Annotated in this window: 14 protein-coding genes; 6 read left to right on the top strand and 8 right to left on the bottom strand. The window is 63.6% G+C overall.

The genetic code is table 11. The features are described from left to right. Positions 1-71: 71 nt before the first annotated feature. Positions 72-521, bottom strand: coding sequence for a nuclear transport factor 2 family protein (locus RQH86_RS03085; RefSeq protein WP_311239801.1), 450 nt, complete (start codon positions 519-521; stop codon positions 72-74). A 97-nt stretch (positions 522-618) separates the two neighbouring features. Between RQH86_RS03085 and RQH86_RS03080 the strand changes: the two genes are divergently transcribed. The 3 genes from RQH86_RS03080 (at position 619) to RQH86_RS03070 (ending at position 4257) form a co-directional block, all read left to right on the top strand. Next, positions 619-2301: a long-chain fatty acid--CoA ligase gene (locus RQH86_RS03080; RefSeq protein ID WP_311239802.1), complete on the top strand. Its 1683-nt coding sequence runs from the start codon at positions 619-621 to the stop codon at positions 2299-2301. Between the two features lie 184 nt (positions 2302-2485). Then, complete coding sequence (locus tag RQH86_RS03075; RefSeq protein ID WP_311239803.1) at positions 2486-2764, top strand: hypothetical protein; 279 nt, start codon at positions 2486-2488, stop codon at positions 2762-2764. 623 nt (positions 2765-3387) lie between these two features. Continuing rightward, positions 3388-4257 (top strand): crotonase/enoyl-CoA hydratase family protein, encoded by an 870-nt coding sequence (locus RQH86_RS03070; RefSeq protein ID WP_311239804.1) that lies wholly within the window; start codon positions 3388-3390, stop codon positions 4255-4257. A gap of 50 nt (positions 4258-4307) precedes the next feature. Here RQH86_RS03070 and RQH86_RS03065 read toward each other — a convergent pair whose 3' ends face one another. From RQH86_RS03065 to RQH86_RS03045, 5 genes are all read right to left on the bottom strand, one after another. Beyond that, positions 4308-6494 (bottom strand): ATP-binding protein, encoded by a 2187-nt coding sequence (locus RQH86_RS03065; protein ID WP_311239805.1) that lies wholly within the window; start codon positions 6492-6494, stop codon positions 4308-4310. 3 nt (positions 6495-6497) lie between these two features. Further along, entirely contained in the window at positions 6498-7634 is a 1137-nt protein-coding gene (locus tag RQH86_RS03060) for a two-component system response regulator (RefSeq protein ID WP_055846510.1), read from the bottom strand. Positions 7635-7773: 139 nt separating this feature from the next. Then, positions 7774-9291: a lysine--tRNA ligase gene (lysS, locus tag RQH86_RS03055; RefSeq protein ID WP_311239806.1), complete on the bottom strand. Its 1518-nt coding sequence runs from the start codon at positions 9289-9291 to the stop codon at positions 7774-7776. A 195-nt stretch (positions 9292-9486) separates the two neighbouring features. Continuing rightward, positions 9487-10612, bottom strand: a protein-coding gene (gene prfB, locus RQH86_RS03050) for a peptide chain release factor 2 (RefSeq protein WP_311239807.1) whose coding sequence is annotated in 2 segments (ribosomal slippage) — positions 9487-10536 and positions 10538-10612 — 1125 coding nt in all. Because the reading frame shifts where the segments join, the coding sequence is not laid out codon by codon here. Between the two features lie 264 nt (positions 10613-10876). Then, on the bottom strand, positions 10877-11824 hold the full coding sequence (locus RQH86_RS03045) for a LytTR family DNA-binding domain-containing protein (protein WP_311239817.1): 948 nt from the start codon (positions 11822-11824) through the stop codon (positions 10877-10879). Between the two features lie 160 nt (positions 11825-11984). On the opposite strand from RQH86_RS03045, the gene RQH86_RS03040 reads away from it, so the two are divergent. The 3 genes from RQH86_RS03040 (at position 11985) to RQH86_RS03030 (ending at position 15828) form a co-directional block, all read left to right on the top strand. Then, positions 11985-13196 carry an acyltransferase family protein gene (locus RQH86_RS03040; RefSeq protein ID WP_311239808.1) on the top strand — a complete coding sequence of 404 codons (1212 nt, stop codon included), beginning with the start codon at positions 11985-11987 and terminating at the stop codon, positions 13194-13196. Between the two features lie 264 nt (positions 13197-13460). Continuing rightward, positions 13461-14498, top strand: a complete 1038-nt coding sequence (locus RQH86_RS03035) for a DUF1176 domain-containing protein (RefSeq protein WP_311239809.1) — start codon at positions 13461-13463, stop codon at positions 14496-14498. A 298-nt stretch (positions 14499-14796) separates the two neighbouring features. Then, on the top strand, positions 14797-15828 hold the full coding sequence (locus RQH86_RS03030; RefSeq protein ID WP_311239810.1) for a DUF1176 domain-containing protein: 1032 nt from the start codon (positions 14797-14799) through the stop codon (positions 15826-15828). 99 nt (positions 15829-15927) lie between these two features. On the opposite strand, the gene recJ is transcribed toward RQH86_RS03030, so the two are convergent. Further along, complete coding sequence (recJ, locus tag RQH86_RS03025) at positions 15928-17667, bottom strand: single-stranded-DNA-specific exonuclease RecJ (protein WP_311239811.1); 1740 nt, start codon at positions 17665-17667, stop codon at positions 15928-15930. Next, positions 17664-18584, bottom strand: coding sequence for a phosphoglycerate mutase (locus RQH86_RS03020; protein WP_311239812.1), 921 nt, complete (start codon positions 18582-18584; stop codon positions 17664-17666). Before RQH86_RS03020 ends, recJ begins: the two co-directional genes overlap by 4 nt. Positions 18585-18592 lie beyond the last annotated feature (8 nt).

Here is an 18592-nt window from a genome sequence, read left to right as displayed (position 1 = left end):
GTCTTACCCTGCGGCTCGCCCGTCATGGCGGTGGCGTCAGGGCCGGCATACGCGGCACCCGACCGCCCTCCTCACTGCCCTGCCGGTTCCCATTGCGCGTGATACAGCCTCCAATCGCCGTCCTGCAGCCGCCAGCCAGTGATCACCTGATAGGTTTGCGCCTGCTCGGGCACCCAGCCACCACTGCCGCCGGTGAGCAAGGCCGTGAAGCGCACGGTCGCCGTCTGCCCGCGCAGCTCTACCTCCAACGGGCCCACGGTGACGCCGATCTGTCGATTCCCCAGCATCTGCAGCTGCATCAACCGCCGCAGCCCGGCCGCGTCCAGACCGTTTTCGCCTACGAAATCGGCGGACACCGGCGCCATCGCGTCGCCGATATCGCGCGCTTCGATCGCCTCATGCATGTGCTGCAAGGTCGCGCGCAGGCGTTGCTCCGGCGCATCGCGCGCGCAAGCGGCCAGGAGCACTGCACAAATCACCAGCCACCACAGCCGCTTCCACTGCCGAATGCTGCCGTGCATCACGCTTCGCCTTTTCCATCCATGACGGTATGCTGCCAGGAGTTGTAGTGCCGTGGAACACACCGCGTCACGTACTAAACACCCTGGAGGGGGGCAGATGAATCAGGCACGTCCTTGGTTGCAAAGTTATCCGGCCGGCGTCGCCGCCGAGATCGATCTCGAGCAGTTCCGCACCATTGCCGAAGTGTTCGCGACATCCGTCGCGCGCTTTGCCGATCGTCCTGCGTATCACAGCTTCGGCAAGACCATTACCTATCGGGAAGCGGATCAGCTGGTCGAGCAATTCGCGGCCTATCTGCTCGGCGAGCTGCAGTTGAAGAAAGGCGACCGCGTCGCCTTGATGATGCCCAACTGCCTGCAGTATCCCATCGCCACCTTCGGCGTCCTGCGTGCTGGCCTGACCGTGGTCAACGTCAACCCGCTCTACACCCCGCGTGAGTTGAAGCACCAGCTGATCGATTCCGGCGCCAGCGTGCTGGTGGTCATCGACAACTTCGGCACCACCGTGCAGCAGGTCATCGCCGACACCCCGGTAAAGCAGGTGATCACCACCGGCCTGGGCGACATGCTCGGCTTTCCAAAAGCAGCGCTGGTCAATTTCGTCGTCAAATACGTCAAGAAGCTGGTGCCGGAATACCGCATCAACGGTGCCATCCGCTTCCGCGATGCATTGGCGTTGGGCCGCAAGCACAGCGTGCCGACGCTGCAGATCGAATCGGACGACATTGCGTTTTTGCAGTACACCGGCGGCACCACCGGCGTGGCCAAGGGCGCGATGCTGACCCACCGCAACCTGGTCGCCAACATGCAGCAGGCGCACCAGTGGCTGTCCGGCACCGGCAAGCTGGAAGAAGGCAACGAAGTGGTGATCACCGCGCTGCCGCTGTATCACATCTTCGCGCTGACGGCGAACGGCCTGGTCTTCATGAAGATCGGCGGCTGCAATCACCTGATCAGCAATCCGCGCGACATGCCCGGCTTCGTCAAGGAACTGAAGAAGACCCGCTTTACTGCGTTTACCGGCGTCAACACGCTGTTCAACGGCCTGCTCAACACGCCCGGTTTCGACCAGATCGACTTTTCCTCGCTCAAGATGACGCTGGGCGGCGGCATGGCCGTGCAGCGTTCGGTCGCCGAGCGGTGGAAGAAAGTCACCGGCCAAACCCTGGTGGAGGCCTACGGCCTGACCGAGACGTCGCCGGCCGCCTGCATCAACCCGATGGACCTGAAGGACTACAACGCCTCGATCGGCCTGCCGATTCCCTCCACCGATGCCTGCATCAAGGACGACGCCGGTGCGGAACTGGCGATCGGCGAGATTGGCGAGTTGTGCATCAAGGGCCCGCAGGTGATGAAGGGCTACTGGAAGCAGCCCGGCGAAACCGCCAAGGTGATGGACGCGGACGGCTGGCTGCACACCGGCGATATCGCGCGGATGGACGAGCTAGGCTTCGTCTACATCGTCGACCGCAAGAAGGACATGATTCTGGTGTCCGGTTTCAACGTCTACCCGAACGAGATCGAAGACGTCATCGCCACCATGCCCGGCGTGCTGGAAGTCGCGGCGGTCGGCGTACCGGACGAAAAATCAGGCGAAATCGTCAAAGTCGTGATCGTCAAGAAAGACCCTGCCCTGACCGCTGACGATGTGAAGGCGCATTGCCGGACCAATCTGACCGGCTACAAGCAGCCCCGCGTGATCGAATTCCGCAAAGAATTGCCCAAAACCAATGTCGGCAAGATCCTGCGGCGCGAACTGCGGGATGCGCCGAAGGCGTAGTCCACCGTGCGACCGCAGAGTTGAAGACGTTCAGTCGTCATGACGCCCGCAACGCCGCAAGGCCTTGCGGGCGTCTACATTTCAGCCCAGGAATCATCAGAAAACGAATACATGCTCTACCTGTCGTACTTCACTGCATGCTTCATGCTAGACGGCCGCAGAGGGATCCAAGACGTCAAGAAGCATGAACGCGAAAGAAGAGATCGCGATGAAGGCTGGAAACAAGCAAGGGAACACCACGCTGCATATACTCATCCTCACGTTCGCAGCGATGAGGGGAATTAGGAAGTTTGATAACGGAAAGACCGTGCGTTCCCATTTGATCAAAGCGAAGCATCGAAGCGCGATCGCCACGACTCGGGTGATGGCCGAGAACAATCAGACGAACCGCTGGTTAGAGCGCCTTTGCACCGAGCGTACACCACCCGCCGGCTCGCTCACCAAGGACTCGACTAACCACTAAAATTGCAGCGCTAGCGAGAGCCATATCACCAGCCCACTGATGCGAACGCTTGGCGACATCGTCATGAAAATACTGGATTGCGACAGAGCACCATCTACCGCAATGAAAGAACCGCCGACAAGAATTCAGAATAAGCCACAGACGGCTACGCGCAACATTGCGACACCTATTTTTAATAGCACAATGTACTCGGGGCGCCAATCATCGACATGAAAAACGCTTCCTTACTTTGACTCTTAGCTTAGCGATAAAGGCTCGCCTCTGAAGCAACCGCAACCAGCACGCGCCCGATCTTCTACGACGCAACTCGCAATTCGGAAGAGTTCGCTCCCCTAGCCGCATCGCAATAAACCTCACTCAGTGAGAAACATATCGACCATCAAAACATAGCTAACGCCACTAGATAATTATGACAACCGGGCTCATTTTCGAAAGAATTGAGCTCACAACGCCACACGCCCTATAACGAAGGCTCACCGACAGATTCGGTTCGTTGATCCTTCACACTTGGAAGAAACCCCTTGCCATTATGGAGATAGTGCCGGTGTAGCATCGATTTCGAGTGGATCGTGCGCGCCCGCCGACATCCACTCTCCCGAAGCGGGCACTTCCAGGATCAGCCCATGAACACGATTGAAAAGATTTCCCTCGGCCGCCCCCACTCCACCATTCGTGTCGACTGCTCAGCAGCTGATGGCACCCATTGGTTATACATGCATGCAAACGCGCACCTCGGTGTACGCCCTTGCTGCAACCCCGAGTTATTGGACGAGATATGGGATGTCATGGGTTCAATCACGCGTGCTCCGCACGAAAGGCGTAATGGCGAGTTGCGTCATTTCGTTCTTGCGTCTGACTCAAGCGCTTTCAATCTAGGCGGAGATCTGGATCTGTTTGCACGCCTGATCCGCGAGCAAAATCGCGATCACTTGTTGCGCTATGCAAAACGGTGCGTGGAAGGTGTGCACCATCTGCACGTGGGCTTTGGTGGCGACGTCCGCAGCATCGCGCTACTGCAGGGCGATGCACTGGGCGGCGGACTGGAGATGGCCCTTGCCTGTCACACCATCGTCGCCGAGGAAGGCATCGGCATGGGACTTCCCGAGGTCTTGTTCGATCTATTCCCTGGAATGGGCGCATATTCCTTCCTATGCCGCCGCGTCGCGCCTCATTTGGCAGAAAAAATCATTCTTGACGGACGCATCTACAGCAGCGAAGAAATGCACGCGATGGGGATCGTGGACGTACTGGTCCCGAAGGGGCAAGGCGTGATGGCGACTGAAAATCTCATTCGTCAGCAAAAACGTATCCCCAACTCCTACCTTGCGATGAATGCGGCGCGCAACGTGGCACAGTCGGTTCCGTATGAAGAATTGCTGCGCATCACCGAAATATGGGTGGATGCAGCACTGGGATTGAGCAACAAATCGTTGCGTACGATGGACCGGCTGGTCAAGGCACAGAATCGACGAATGGGCGTAGGTCCCGCCTGATTTTGGTAGATCCAATGCAGGGGGATCAGGCCCGGCCTATTGCCGGGCTTTCATCCAAGATCGCCATTTCCACTGGCGCCTTCCTGGGACTTCCGTCGTGCACGTTGAGCGAGCGCATCGCGTCCTTGCTGCAATCCATCCTTGAGTTGCTCCAGCCGCTGACGCCACTCGGCCCGCAGCTGCGCCTCTGACAGTCGCATCAACTCTCCGCCCTGTTCGGCCAAGATCACCAGTCCAAGATTGCTGGAGACACCCTTGACGGCGTGTGCATGCTCACGCAACCGTGCCCAATCTTCATCGGCAGCGGATTTACCCAGTTGAACGACACACGCGCTGACATCGCTGAGACATTGTTGAATGAACTCGCGCTCGAATTCATTGCCCATCCCCAGCTCCGCCAGTTCGTCCAGCACGGCAGGATCCAGCACGGTGCCGGTCACAACCGGTCCGCGGATGCCAATCGTCAAATCCGTCTGGCGCAGTTTTTGATTGACGGCGATCTCGGTCAGCGTATCCAGCAGCTTGATTGCCGCCACCGGCTTTGCCAGGAAGGCGTAAGCCCCGGCCTGTTCACAACTACGTATTGACTCTGGGGTTACGTCAGCGCTCAGCACCACCACCGGAGTACCCGGTTGGCCTCCGGCCTGCATGACACGGAGTTGCTTCAGCATGTCCAGACCGCTGACGCCAGGCATGTGCAGATCCACGATCGCGAGGTCGAAATCCGTCGCAGCAAGCGCGTCGAGCACTGCTTCGCCACCGTCGACGCAGGTGACGCGATGCCCCGCCTTTTGCAGCAAACGTTGCAGCACAAGACGATTTGCCAGATGGTCGTCTGCCACCAGGATGTGCATGCTGCGCACGCGGGCACGGTGACGCAGAAATGGATCGGCAAACGCGATGACATTGCCCGGAATCGTTGTCGCGTCTGCATCCTGCAACACGGGCAGTGGCGCTAGCGCCGTTGCGGGTTTTTCTGCCACCAGACCAAATGGGAGCTCAAACCAGAACAGACTGCCGCCGGTCGGATTTTCCGCAAAACCAATCGCGCCGCCCATCGACTGCACCAGCCCCTTCGCAATCGTGGTCCCCAGACCGCTGCCTTCGAACCGACGCGCCAGCCCGGTATCCGCTTGCTCAAACGCATCGAACAGACGTGGCCGCATGTCGACCGGCACACCGATACCTGTATCGAGCACTTCAAAGCGCAGCAACACCCCGGCATGGCCGCTAGGCAAGCTTGTCGACACCTTCAACTGCACACTGCCTTGATCGGTGAACTTGACTGCGTTACCGACCAGGTTGAGCAAGATTTGCTGCAAGTGACCGGCATCGCCTTGAATCTGCGGGGGCACGTCCGCGGCGACGGTCATCTCGTAGCTCAAGCCCTTTGCCTTGGCTTGCGGTTTGAGGATGAGGCCAATCGCCTGCAATGTAGAGTGCAGCGCAAAATCCGAAATAGTGATCCGGAGCTTGCCGGCCTCGATGGCCGAGATGTCTAACACCTCTTCCACCAGCGCAAGCAGGCTACGTGTGGAGGCTTGAATCGTTTTAAGACATTCGCGCTGCTCGCTATCCAGACGCGTAGTCGCCAACACCTCGGTCATTCCGGACAACCCGTTGAGTGGCGTACGGAATTCGTGACTCATGTTCGCGAGAAAGCGGCTCTTGGCCTCACTGGCACGACGTGCCTCCGTCGTGGCGCGGGTCAGCTGCCGTAAAAGGCTAGAGAAATACAGCGGAACAGCAGCCAGGCCAATTGTCAGCCCGACCCCAAGGCGTTGGTTGAGACGCCAGTAGTCGGTCATTGCAACTGTCGTGGCAAAACTCGCAACAGCCATCACCACTGCAAGGTAAAGATAGCGGTTGCCGTATCGCAGGCCGTTGCCGACGGTGACCCACATGACCACCACATAGACCCAGGCCAAGGGTTCCCCCATCTGGATCATGCCGGCTGCCATCAAGCCGTAATCGGCCAGCATCCCCAGAATGCGACGCGCATCCGAGTGGCCGGGCCGCCATAGCAACCAGCCGAACAACGCAAGCCCGAGGCTTAAGCCTGTAAGGATAATGCCCAACACGCTGGCGTGCTGGGTCGGGGGCAAGCTGTGATGGACGCTTGGCAGCAGGACGTAACACAGGATCAAGGTGATCAAAACGATGCGAACAATCGCTTGACCATGTTCGCTGTCAGGTCGATTCGTCAGCCGCTGCCGGATCCATCCGAACGAGTTCATGGCCTATACCCCGGGCCGCGCCGATGCGGTGGAGAACTCGCCGCAGATCTGGTCCAGCTGCGCGCGACCGCGCAGTAGTGCATCCACGCAGCGCGGGTCGAACAGGCGGCCGCGTTGCGCATACAGATAGGCCAGCGCGGCGTCCATCGTCCACGCTTCCTTGTACGGACGCGGCGACAGCAGGGCGTCGAACACGTCGGCCACCGCCACGATGCGCGCTTCCAGCGGAATCGCCTCGCCCACCAGGCCGTCCGGATAGCCGGTGCCGTCGTAGCGCTCGTGGTGGCGCAGCGCGATCAAGGCGCCGACCTGGATGAAGCGGTTCTGGCTGCCGCTGAGCAACTCGTAGCCGATCCGAGGGTGGCGCTTCATCACGCTCATCTCGTCATCGGTAAGCTTGCCCGGCTTGAGCAGCACCGAATCGGGAATGGCGATCTTGCCCATGTCGTGCAGCGGTGCGGCCATCTCGATGATGCGCACTTCTTCTTCCGACAGGCCCAGCTGTTCGGCGATCAGGCCGGCCACATGCGACATGCGCTCCAGGAACGCGCTGGTGCCCGAATCGCGGTATTCGATGGCGCGCGCCAGCCGCGACAAGGTTTCGCGCTCGCGCTCTTCGACCTCGTTCATGCTGGCCAGCAGGCGTTGTTCCAGCGACAGCGCGCGTTGCTTGACGCTCTCGCTCTGCTGACGCAACTGCAACAGATTGGAGCAGCGTGCTCGCAACTCGCGCGGGCGGATCGGCTTGACCAGGAAATCGATCACCCCGGCTTCCAGCGCCGCCTGGCGGATCGGCTCGTCGCCGACGATGGTGATCAGGATGATCGGAATATCGCGATGGCTCGGCAGCCGGCGTAGGCGCCGCGCGAACTCCAGGCCATCCATCCCGGGCATGCGGTAGTCGAGCAGCAACAGATCCACGCGCCCGGCTTCGCACCAGGCCAACGCGTCGAGCGGGTCGCCGAAGTCGTAGACCTTCAGCTCCGGCGCGATGTCCTCGATGACATGGCGCAGCATCGTCCGCGCGGACATCTGATCATCGACAATGACGATGTTCAATCCCAGATCCGCCTTTTCCGCCCAGCTTCCCCATGTATCCGCCGACACCATGCCGTCCGGATTCCCTAAAACATCCTGCATAGCCGTTGCTCCTCTATCCCGAGAACGGAAAAGCGTGACGCCGCCCCCTGTGTCGACTCCCCCGGACCTGACGCTGTCCGGAGCTGTGCCCTAGCATATGCAGTATCTGTGCCGTGAGCACGCGTTCGCACAAAAAAAATCAGGCTTCCGGGCGCATGTAAGGAAACAGCAGGACATCACGGATCGAGGTGCTCCCGGTCAGCAGCATCACCAGACGGTCGATGCCGATGCCCAGGCCGCCGGTCGGCGCCATTCCGTACTCCAACGCACGGATGTAATCGGCGTCGTAGTGCATCGCTTCGTCGTCTCCGCCGTCCTTTGCCTGCACCTGCGCCTGGAAGCGCGCGGCCTGGTCTTCGGGGTCGTTGAGCTCGGAGAAGCCATTGGCCAGCTCCTTGCCGTTGATGAACAGCTCGAAGCGGTCGGTGTACCCCGGCTCGGTGTCGCTGGAGCGCGCCAGCGGCGACACTTCCACCGGATGGTCGGTGATGAAGGTCGGTTGCACCAAGGTGTGCTCGACGGTGGCTTCGAAGATTTCCAGCAGCAGCTTGCCCCAGCCGTAAGACGGCTTGGTGCGGATCTTCAGCCGCTCGCAATGGCGCATCAGCGCGGCGCGATCGGTGCAATCGGCCGCACTGATTTCCGGATTGTGGTGACGAACGGCCTCATCCATGCGCCAGCGACGGAAAGCCGGCGCCAGATCGATGTCGGCGCCATCCCAGCTCACCTGGGTGGTGCCCAGCACCGACTGCGCGGTGTCGCGGATGACCTGCTCGGTCAGATCCATGATCTCGTGGTACGTGGCGTAGGCCTCGTAGAGCTCGAGCATGGTGAACTCGGGGTTGTGCCGGGTCGACACGCCTTCGTTGCGGAAGTTGCGGTTGATCTCGTAGACGCGCTCCAGGCCACCGACCACCAGCCGCTTGAGATACAGCTCCGGCGCCACGCGCAGGTACAGATCCAGATCCAGCGCATTGTGGTGGGTGGTGAACGGCTTGGCGGTGGCGCCACCGGGGATGTAATGCATCATCGGCGTTTCCACTTCCAGAAAACGCCGCGCATCCAGCCACGCGCGCATCGCACGGATGATCTTGGAGCGCTTGATGAAGACCTCGCGCGCCTCCGGAGTGACGATCAGGTCGACGTAGCGCTGGCGGTAGCGCTGCTCCACGTCCGACAGGCCGTGCCACTTGTCCGGCAACGGGCGCAGCGACTTGGTCAGCAGCCGCAGCGTGCTGGCCTTGACCGACAACTCGCCGGTCTTGGTCCGGGTCAGGCCGCCCTCCACCGCCACGATGTCGCCGACATCCCAGCCCTTGAACGCGGTATAGGCATCGCCGAGCACATTGCCCTGCAGGAACAACTGCACGCGCCCGGATTCGTCCTGGATCTGCGCGAAGCTGGCCTTGCCCATCACCCGCTTGGCCATCAGCCGGCCGGCCATTTTGACGGTGCGACCGCTGGCTTCCAGCGCTTCGGGGGTCCAGCTGTCGGCATCGGCGAATTCGGCTTGCAGATCGCCGGCGAAGTGTTCGCGCACGAAGTCGTTGGGATACGCGATGCCCTGGCCGCGCAACGCGCCCAGTTTCGCGCGACGCTCGGCGATGAGGCTGTTCTCGTCGACGGGAAGATGTGGCGCGGGGGTCTGTTCGGTCATGGCGGGGTCGGTCTGCTAGAGGTCGGGCGCGTGCCCGGTGGGGAGTGAGCGCCCGGCAGCGCCGGGCTCTCTTACATTGACGGTGTCGCGCGTCGGTGGCCTGACGTCTGGCTGCCGCAACGCAGCGTGGCGCTGCGCTGCATGCAGCCTAGCGTCGTGCAAGGTCGTCGCATCCGCTGCGACCTCGCGCGGTGGTCAGGCGTCCAGGCGTTTGGAGCCTGCCGCCAGACCGGCCTTCAGGCTGGCCTCGACGAATTCGTCCAGGTCGCCGTCCAGCACTTTTTGCGTGTCGCTGCGTTCGATGCCGGTGCGCAGATCCTTGATGCGGCTCTGATCGAGCACGTAGTTGCGGATCTGGCTGCCCCAACCGATGTCGGACTTGGTGGCTTCCAGCGCGTCGCGTTCGACGTTGCGTTTTTGCACTTCCAGCTCGTACAACTTGGCGGCCAGCATCTTCATCGCGTTGTCGCGGTTCTGATGCTGGCTGCGGCCGGTCTGGCAGGCAACCACCGTATTGGTCGGGATATGCGTGATACGCACCGCCGATTCGGTCTTGTTGACGTGCTGACCACCGGCGCCGGACGAGCGGTACACGTCGGTACGCAGGTCGGCCGGGTTGATGTCGATCTCGATGTTGTCGTCCACTTCCGGCGACACGAACACCGAAGTGAAGCTGGTGTGCCGGCGGTTGTCGGAGTCGAACGGCGACTTGCGCACCAGCCGGTGCACGCCGATCTCGGTCTTCAACCAGCCGTAAGCGTATTCGCCCTCGATGCGGATCGTGGCCGATTTGATGCCTGCCACTTCGCCGCCGGACACTTCCATCAGCTCGGTCTTCCAGCCACGCGACTCGGCCCAGCGCAGATACATGCGCAACAGGATTTCCGCCCAGTCCTGCGCCTCGGTACCACCAGCGCCAGCCTGGATATCGACGAACGCGTTGGAGCCGTCCATCTCGCCGGAGAACATGCGCTGGAATTCCAGCTTCTCGACATGGATCTGGTACTTGTCCAGATCGGCGATCACCGCCACCGCGGTGTCCTCGTCCTGCTCGCTGTCGGCCAGTTCCAGCAGATCGCCGGCATCGGTGAGGCCGGCCAGCACATCGGCGATGCCGATGACGGTCTTTTCCAGCATGGAACGCTCACGTCCCAAAGCCTGGGCACGCTCGGCGTCGTTCCACACGTCCGGGCTTTCGAGCTCCCGGCTGACTTCCTCTAGACGCTCTTTCTTGGCGTCGTAGTCAAAGATACCCCCTGAGCGAGAGCACGCGATCGTTGAGATCGGTGATGCGCTGGCGGATCGGATTGGTTTCGATCATGACGGACTTCCGGCAAACAAGCGGGCTAGTTTAGCAAGCGGGCGCCGGTGGCGGAACGCGGTTGCGCCGGGGCTGCACACGCTTCAGAACCGGCAGTCTCGATGCCCGCCTTGCGGTTGCGCGCGACCGCAAGGGCTTGCGGGTCCCCCTCCCCCCAGCGCGCTGATGTCGCAGCGGCGGCGACATGGGAGCAGTGGCTGCGACGACTATGCAAGGCGCCGTGGGCAGCTGTGCCGCCCCGCAGGCTCCAGCGGCCTCAGACCGTCACTGCATCTGTGCGGCGCGCAACGGCACCCTGCCCTGCCCTGCCCGCGCGCGTACATCGGCCAGATGACTGCGACTGCACGGCAACACCGTGGCGTCGCGCAAATGCACGCGCGCATCGCCGGAATCGACCGGTTCGATCGCCTGCACCTGACCCAGATTCACCAGATAGCTGCGATGGATCCGCACGAACACTGCGGGGTCCAATTTGGCTTCGATCGCCGCCATCGTGCTGCGTAACGGATAGTCGTGGCCGCGCACGCGCAGGTTGACGTAGTTGCCGGAGGCCTGGACCCATTCGATATCGGCGGTAGCGACCAAAAAGTCGCGGCCGAGTTTGCGCACCAGAAAGCGCTCCGGGCGGTCCAACGGCTCCTCGGGCGCGCCTTCGTCCGGCGCCGCAAGCAGATGCGCCTCGCCCTGGCGCCGCCGCGCGTACCAGCCCAATGCGTGCTGCAACGCCACCAGCATCGCAAAGGTACGCAGATCCTTGGACAACTCATAAAACCACTGCAGCGGCCAGCCACCGAAGTCGTAATGGCTACCGGCCAGCGCGTAAACCAGCTTGCGCAACAGCACCATGCCGGCAACGTGCGCCAGCCACCAACCCAATGCAGCCGCCAGATAGACCGGCACACGGCGACGCCAGACATCGGCATGCAGCGGCCAACGTGCGCAGAGCCAGAACACTGCGGGTAGCAACAACAGCGATGCCGTGGCGCTGGTCAGCTCCCAGCTCAGCACCTGCCACAGCACGATCGCCTCGCCATCGCGACGCCCCGCCAACCATACGGTCAACGTGTTGCCCAACGCACTGAGGTAGAACACCAGCAACCAGATCGTCACTGCCCAGCGCGTGGCGAAGTGACGCGCACCGTCCTGAGGTGTCGGCGGGCGCGGCCCGATGGTTTCCATTGCAGAGGTCCGCAGTTGGCAGTTGCCAATGATAGAGGCCCGCGCAACGGGGCGGCACCGTCATCCCCGCCGCTCCCGTTCGTCCCTGGGAGGACGCAACTGGTCACTGCACGTGGGCGTTTCCACCCCTGGCCCCTTTCTTCATGCGGGGCGGCGGGCAGGATGCGTGCACTTCCTCGACCACCCCCCCCCCATGACCGAGCGCCGCCACGATATCGATGCCTTGCGCGTCTTCGCCTTTGCCCTGCTGATCCTCTATCACGTGGGTATGGCCTACGTGGCCGGCTGGGACTTCCATTTAAAGAGTGCGTACACCACCGACTGGCTGCAGGCGCCCATGATCGCGCTCAACCGCTGGCGGATGCCGTTGCTGTTCATGATCTCCGGCATCGCGATCGGTCTGGCGCGGGCAGAACGTGCGCCGTGGCAGTTCGCCTGGCGACGCTGCGGCCGGTTATTGCCACCCCTGCTGTTCGGCATGTTCGTGGTGGTGGCGGTGCAGGCGTACTGCCAGGGCGTCAGCAACGGCAAGGTCGTGCCCGGCTTCGGCAACTTCCTGCTGCGCTATTGGCAGGTCCGGCCGTGGCCGGCCGGCAGCTTCGATGGCTGGGAACACGGCATCACCTGGAACCATCTGTGGTACCTGGCCTATCTGCTGCCTTACACCGTGTTACTGATGGCCATGGTTGCGCTGGGCCGCATGCTGCCCGTGTCGCTGCGAGCCTTGCCGGCGCCCATCGCGCTGCCGGCCCTGCTGCTGGCGCCGATCCTGTGGGAGGCCTTCTGCCTGCTGTGGGTGATGCCGCGCCACCCACCGACCCACGCCCTGGTTGGCGACTGGTTTGTGCATGCCGAGTCGTTTCCGTTGTTCGTGCTGGGATATGTGCTGGCCCATCACGCACGCTTCTGGACGTGGTCAGTGCAGCTGCGTTGGCCAACCCTGATCGCCGCGCTGCTGGCGATCGCCACCGAGCTGAGCATCCGCCATCTGGGCCGCTCGCTCGATCCGGTGCAGCTGTCCGCCCTGCTGGCGACAGTCCGCTGGGACGTGGTCGAACGGCTGGCGCGCGCCGCCTACACCTGGTTGGCATTGCTGACCCTGTTCGGCTGGGCAAAGCATGGCTTGAACCGCCCATTCGCGTGGCTGCCGTACTGCACCCAGGCCGTGTTCCCCTGGTACATCCTGCATCAGAGCCTGATCATCCTGGCGCTGTACTGGTTGGCGCCGTTGCACCTGGGCCCGTGGCTGGAACCGTCGCTGGTGTTGGCCTCCACCGTTGCCGGCTGCCTGCTATTGCACGAATACCTTATCCGCCGCGTGCGCTGGCTGCGTCCGCTGTTCGGGATGCCGATGCGGGAATCGCCGACCAGGGTGCGCGCCACGGCAACGCTGACGCAGGTGTGATCGCTGAAAGCGACAGGCCGGCAGACAAGACCGCACAGACAATGCCGTTAGCGCATCGTCGCCAGAACAACCCGGGCACCGCGCGAAGATCGCAGTCCATCTGCAGCGCGCAGTGTGGTCGATCGCGGGGACGCGCAGATGCACTGCAGCGACCGGACACACTCGCCGTCATGAATTGTGTTCACTGCCTGCGGACGATTCGCCTGGACGCCCTGCGGCAGGCATCGCAAGATGCCGGCCCGGACCTACGATGAAGGAACTTCGATGCGTTACGACCTGCTTGCCGCGGCCTTGCTGTGCAGCCCCGCACTCGCGCTTGCCGCGCCTGCCACCAGTGTCGATTTCAGTCATGACGACTGGACCATCGCCTGCGACAACACCCGCACCTGCCGCGCCGCAGGATATCAGCCGGACGAAGGCGAGCACCTGCCGGTATCGGTGCTGCTGACGCGCAAGGCCGGTGCCGGCCAGGCGGTGACGGCTGAGCTGATGCTGGGCCAGTACGACGAGATCAAGCTGCCTGCGTCGCTGAGCCTGCAGATCGATCAGCGCGATGTGGGCAAGCTGGCGCTGGATGGCAAGAGCGGCACCGCAGTCTTGAGCAGCACGCAGGTCGCCGCACTGCTGGTGGCACTGACCCGCAGCAGCAAGATCGTGGCGCTCGGCAACGATGGCCGCCACTGGCAGCTATCCGATCGCGGCGCGGCGGCAACGCTGCTGAAGATGGACGAATTTCAGGGCCGGCTGGGCACGCGCGGCGCGCTGGTGCGCAAGGGCGATCGCGACGAGGCCACCGTGCTGCCGGCGTTGCCGGTACCGCAGGTCCGCGCGGCCAAGCTGGCCGCAGCGGAGGCCGGCGACGCACGTCTGGGCAGCTTGCCGGCGCTATACCAGGCGCTACGCGCCACGCTTCCGGCCGATGAAGAATGCAAGGGCCTGGAAGCCAGTGATGCTGCTGAACCGCTGACCATCGCCCGCCTGAGCAGCGACAAGCTGCTGGTGTCGACCGATTGCTGGATGGGCGCCTACAACATCGGCACCGGCTTCTGGGTGGTCAACGCGCGTGCGCCGTTTGCACCGACGTTGATCACCACGCATGCCAGTGATCTGGATGGCTCCACCATCCTGTCCTCGCAAAAGGGCCGCGGCCTGGGCGATTGCTACAGCGAGGAGCGCTGGACCTGGGACGGCCGTCGCTTCGTGCAGACCTCCAAATCCACCTCGGGCCTGTGCCGACTGGTGGCCGCCGGCGGCGCCTGGGAACTGCCAACGGTGGTGGCCGAGGTCAAGCAGTCACCTTGATCCAGTCAAGGGACAGTACGGCCGCTCGTAGCCATGCGGCCGCGACCGCCGCAGAGAACAGCCGCAGCCGGATTTCTGCTCAGCGATGTCGTTCGACCGAGCCGGCTCCAGCCTGAATCTCTGCACTGCGGATCGCATGAACGGACAAGATTTCGCAAGGCCGCAGCGGTAGCGCTGCCGGCCACGCGCGTCGAACTGAACGGCTCCACGGATCTACTAGGTAGCAGCGCGAGACCGTATAGACGGCGTTGGAAACGAGCGCTCAAGATGCCGGCTCGATCCACCCTGAAAGAAAGACATGCGCATCAACCTGATCGCCGCCGCACTGATACTCTCGCCTGGCGCAGCACTTGCCGCCGCCTCCGCAACCGGTATCGACTTCAGTCACAAGGACTGGACGATCGCCTGCGATAACACGCGGACCTGCCGTGCCGCCGGCTACCAGCCGGAGGACACCGAACCGGCGGTCTCTGTGCTGCTGACCCGCAAGGCCGGAGCTGCACAACCGGTGACCGCGCAGCTCAAGATCGGTCAGCTCAAGCAGGCTACCGCCCCTTCCACACTGACACTGTCCATCGGCAAGCGCGATCTCGGCCCCCTGAATCTGCAAGGCGCGACAGGCAGCGCCACGTTGAGCGCCGCCCAGACCAGCGCACTGCTGACGGCACTGACCGGTGAGAGCGCAGCCATTGTGGCGGTGGGTAACGATGGCCGCCGTTGGCAGCTCTCCGATCAGGGCGCCAGCGCCGTGCTGCTCAAGATGGATGAGTTCCAGGGCCGCCTAGGCACCCGCGGCGCCCTGGTCCGCAAGGGCAAGGGCAATGAATCGGCGGTCTTGCCGGCACTGCCGGCTCCACAGGTGCAAGTGGCCAAGCTCGCTGCCGCGCAACCCGGCGATGCCAAGCTGGCGCGTCTGCCGGCGCTGTATGCCGCGCTGAAAACCGCCCTGCCTGCCAACGAGCAATGCCAGGCACTGGAGCCGGGCGGCGCGCAGGAGCCGCTGAACATCGCGCGCCTGAGCAACGACAAGCTGCTGGTGTCGGCTGCCTGCACGCTGGGTGCCTACAACCTCGGCATGGGGTATTGGGTGGTCAACGCGCGCGCGCCGTTCGCACCTGTGCTGGTGACCCTGCAGGGCACCGATCTGAGCGGGTCGACCATTCGCTCGTCGCAGAAGGGACGTGGGCTAGGCGATTGCTCGGTCGATGCAAGCTGGGGCTGGACTGGACAGCGCTTTGTGCAGACCGCCAAGTCCAATTCCGGTCTGTGCCGCGGAATCGCCGGCGGTGCCTGGCAGCTCCCCACACTGGTGACCGCAGTCAAGAAGTAACAGCGTTGTTGTCTGACAGCTGCGGGCGCAATTGGGCGCCCGCCGTTATTTGCACTCATACCAAGCCAGAGCCAGCAGGCAAGTCGCCACGCGTTCGACTCAGGCCGTGACCACGACCGGTTCGCAATGCTCGACGATCAACTGCACCGCAGTGCCGCCGCGGTAATCGTCGCTGACCAACCGATACGCCAGCCGCACCTTGCGTGCCGGTTCGCTGCCGCGCCAACCGTTGAAATGGATGGCATTGAGCGGCTCGGCACGACCGGCGCACCGCAAGGTCAGCTTGAGATGGCGTTCCTTGAGCAGACGCCATTGCAATATCTCGAACTCGCCGTCGAACAGCGGCTCCGGAAAGCCCTGCCCCCACGGTCCGGCCACACGCAGCGCTTCGGCATGCACGTGATCGAGTTCGTGCGCGGCCAGCTCGCCATCGCTGTGCAACTCGGCATGCAGCAGCGACGCATCCACCATCGCGTGCACCTGCGCCTGAAACGCCTGCTCAAAGGTGGCCAGCGCGGCATGATCCATGCTCAAGCCCGCCGCCATCGCATGGCCGCCGAACTTCTGCAGTAAGCCTGGATGACGCGCATCCACCGCCGCCAGCACGTCGCGGATATGCAGGCCGGGAATGGACCGCGCCGAACCGCGCAACTGGCTGCTGCCCGGCTCTGCCGGGGCCAGCGCGATCACCGGACGGTGCAACCGGTCTTTCAATTTGGAGGCGACCAAGCCGATCACGCCGGGGTGCCATTCCGCATCGAACAGGCAGGCGGCGATCGGCAAGGCGCCATCGGCGTCCAGCACCACCTTGGTCACCGCCTGCTCGGCATCGTCGGTCATCAACTGCTGCACCGCGCGGCGCTCGGCATTGATCTCTTCGAGCGTGGCGGCGATCTCGCGCGCCCGGTTCCAGTCTTCGCTGAGCAACAGCTCGATGCCCAATGCCATGTCTTCCAGCCGGCCGGCCGCATTCAAGCGCGGCCCGAGCGCGAAGCCGATATCGCTGGCGCTCAGACGCGCGACATCGCGGCCGCTGGCATCGATCAGCGCGCGCAATCCGATACAGCCCTTGCCCTCGCGCAGCCGACGCAACCCGGCCGACACCAGCGCGCGGTTATTGGTGTCCAGCGGCACCAGATCGGCCACCGTGCCGACGGCGACCAGATCCAGCAACACCGACAGATCCGGCTCGGCGCGGTCGGCAAACGCGCCGCGCGCGCGCAGCGCACTGCGCAGCGCCAGCAACACGTAAAAGATCACGCCGACGCCGGCCAGCGATTTGCTGGGAAAACTGTCGACCGCCAGGTTCGGGTCGACGATCGCATCGGCCGGCGGCAGCACCTCGCCCGGCAAATGGTGGTCGGTGACCAGCACCGTCCAGCCGCGCGCTTTGGCGGCGGCCACGCCGGCATGGCAGGCGATGCCGTGATCGACGGTGACCAGCACCTCCGGTTGCAGCGCAGCCAGCTCGTCCACCAAGGCAGGCGACAGGCCATAGCCGTGCACCATGCGATTGGGCACGGCGTGGTGCACATCCAGCGCGCCGAGCATGCGCAAACCGCGCACGCCAACCGCGCAGGCGGTGGCGCCATCGCAGTCGAAATCGCCTACCACCAGGATGCGCCGTTGCTGGGCGATCGCATCGGCCAGCAAGTTGGCGGCCACGTCGCTGTTGTGCAGCAGCTCCGGCGAGAGCAACTGGCCCAGCCGCGGCTGCGCGCCCTGCGCATCGCTGACACCGCGCGCGGCGTAGATGCGGCGCAGCAGCGGCAACATGGCATCGGGCCAGCTTCCGGCCTGCCCTGGCGGGCGCCGGACGATCCGGGGAGTGGAGGTCATTGCGCCAGTTGCTGCCGTGGCGTGCGCCAGAACCGCCAGCGTTGCGTGCGTGCCAACGTCAGCGTTTCGCCGTCCTGGAAATCCAGCACCAGCCGATCCAGTTCGCTACGTGCCATCGCCGCCAGCAGCGGTGCCACTGCGTCGTCGCCGAACTGCTGCAGCGAGCGCAGATGGCGCAGGTCCACCAACGCATCCACGCGTTGATCGCCCTGCGCATCGGCACCGGCCGCCAGCGCAAGCGCGCGCAACAACGACTCGCGGCTGCGCACCTGCCGATGCGGCGATGTCACCGCATGCGGCAGTGCGCCGCCGCCCCAGAACCACAACGAATTGATCGCCGGCTTGCCGCTGGCCACGCGGCCTTCGTTCCACGGATGCTGATGCAGCAACACCTGCGCTTCGGTCAGCAAGGCACGCCAGCGCCGGCCAGAATCGCCGGCCGGCAGATGCTCGAACAGGTCGTCGCCGATCGCCACATCCGGCGGCGCGAAGTCCGGCAGCTTGGCATCCGGCGACAGACGCAGGTACCAGCGCGATGGGGTCGGCGCATCGAGCACAAATCCGGCATCGCCGAACATCGGCTTGAGGATCGGCAGCAGCACCGCCAGGTCCTCAGCGGTAGCACCGAGCGCCTCGCCGTAGCCCATCAGGCGTGCGCCCTGCATGTCCGGCACCACATAGGCCGGGTCGGCACGCACCCAGGTGGCGCCTGCGGCGTCGCCGGCATCCAGTTGCCGGGTCAACGCCGCCACCGGCCACTGCGCTGGCGTCAGCGTGAAATGCCGCTGCAACTGCGCCACTTCGCCGGCATCGGCGGTGTGCAGATCGGCGCGCGCCAGGGCACTGGCCACCACCGCGTTGTCCAGCGTTCCGGGCAGACGGCGTTTTTCGGGCAGCAGCAGCGTTGCGGTCGTCATCGCTCAGG

It is taken from the genome of Xanthomonas sp. WCS2018Noco2-27, from assembly GCF_031843525.1.
Classification (GTDB): Bacteria; Pseudomonadota; Gammaproteobacteria; order Xanthomonadales; family Xanthomonadaceae; genus Xanthomonas.
The sequence above is the reverse complement of the archived record's forward strand: the minus strand, read 5'-3'. Positions and strand labels throughout refer to the sequence as shown.

Excerpts from the sequence above, each read along its gene's own strand:
- RQH86_RS03085 (WP_311239801.1), bottom strand. The coding sequence starts at position 521 with ATGCACGGCAGCATTCGGCAGTGGAAGCGGCTGTGGTGGCTGGTGATT.
- RQH86_RS03080 (WP_311239802.1), top strand. The coding sequence starts at position 619 with ATGAATCAGGCACGTCCTTGGTTGCAAAGTTATCCGGCCGGCGTCGCC.
- RQH86_RS03075 (WP_311239803.1), top strand. The coding sequence starts at position 2,486 with ATGAACGCGAAAGAAGAGATCGCGATGAAGGCTGGAAACAAGCAAGGG.
- RQH86_RS03070 (WP_311239804.1), top strand. The coding sequence starts at position 3,388 with ATGAACACGATTGAAAAGATTTCCCTCGGCCGCCCCCACTCCACCATT.
- RQH86_RS03065 (WP_311239805.1), bottom strand. The coding sequence starts at position 6,494 with ATGAACTCGTTCGGATGGATCCGGCAGCGGCTGACGAATCGACCTGAC.
- RQH86_RS03060 (WP_055846510.1), bottom strand. The coding sequence starts at position 7,634 with ATGCAGGATGTTTTAGGGAATCCGGACGGCATGGTGTCGGCGGATACA.
- lysS (WP_311239806.1), bottom strand. The coding sequence starts at position 9,291 with ATGACCGAACAGACCCCCGCGCCACATCTTCCCGTCGACGAGAACAGC.
- RQH86_RS03040 (WP_311239808.1), top strand. The coding sequence starts at position 11,985 with ATGACCGAGCGCCGCCACGATATCGATGCCTTGCGCGTCTTCGCCTTT.
- RQH86_RS03035 (WP_311239809.1), top strand. The coding sequence starts at position 13,461 with ATGCGTTACGACCTGCTTGCCGCGGCCTTGCTGTGCAGCCCCGCACTC.
- RQH86_RS03030 (WP_311239810.1), top strand. The coding sequence starts at position 14,797 with ATGCGCATCAACCTGATCGCCGCCGCACTGATACTCTCGCCTGGCGCA.
- recJ (WP_311239811.1), bottom strand. The coding sequence starts at position 17,667 with ATGACCTCCACTCCCCGGATCGTCCGGCGCCCGCCAGGGCAGGCCGGA.
- RQH86_RS03020 (WP_311239812.1), bottom strand. The coding sequence starts at position 18,584 with ATGACGACCGCAACGCTGCTGCTGCCCGAAAAACGCCGTCTGCCCGGA.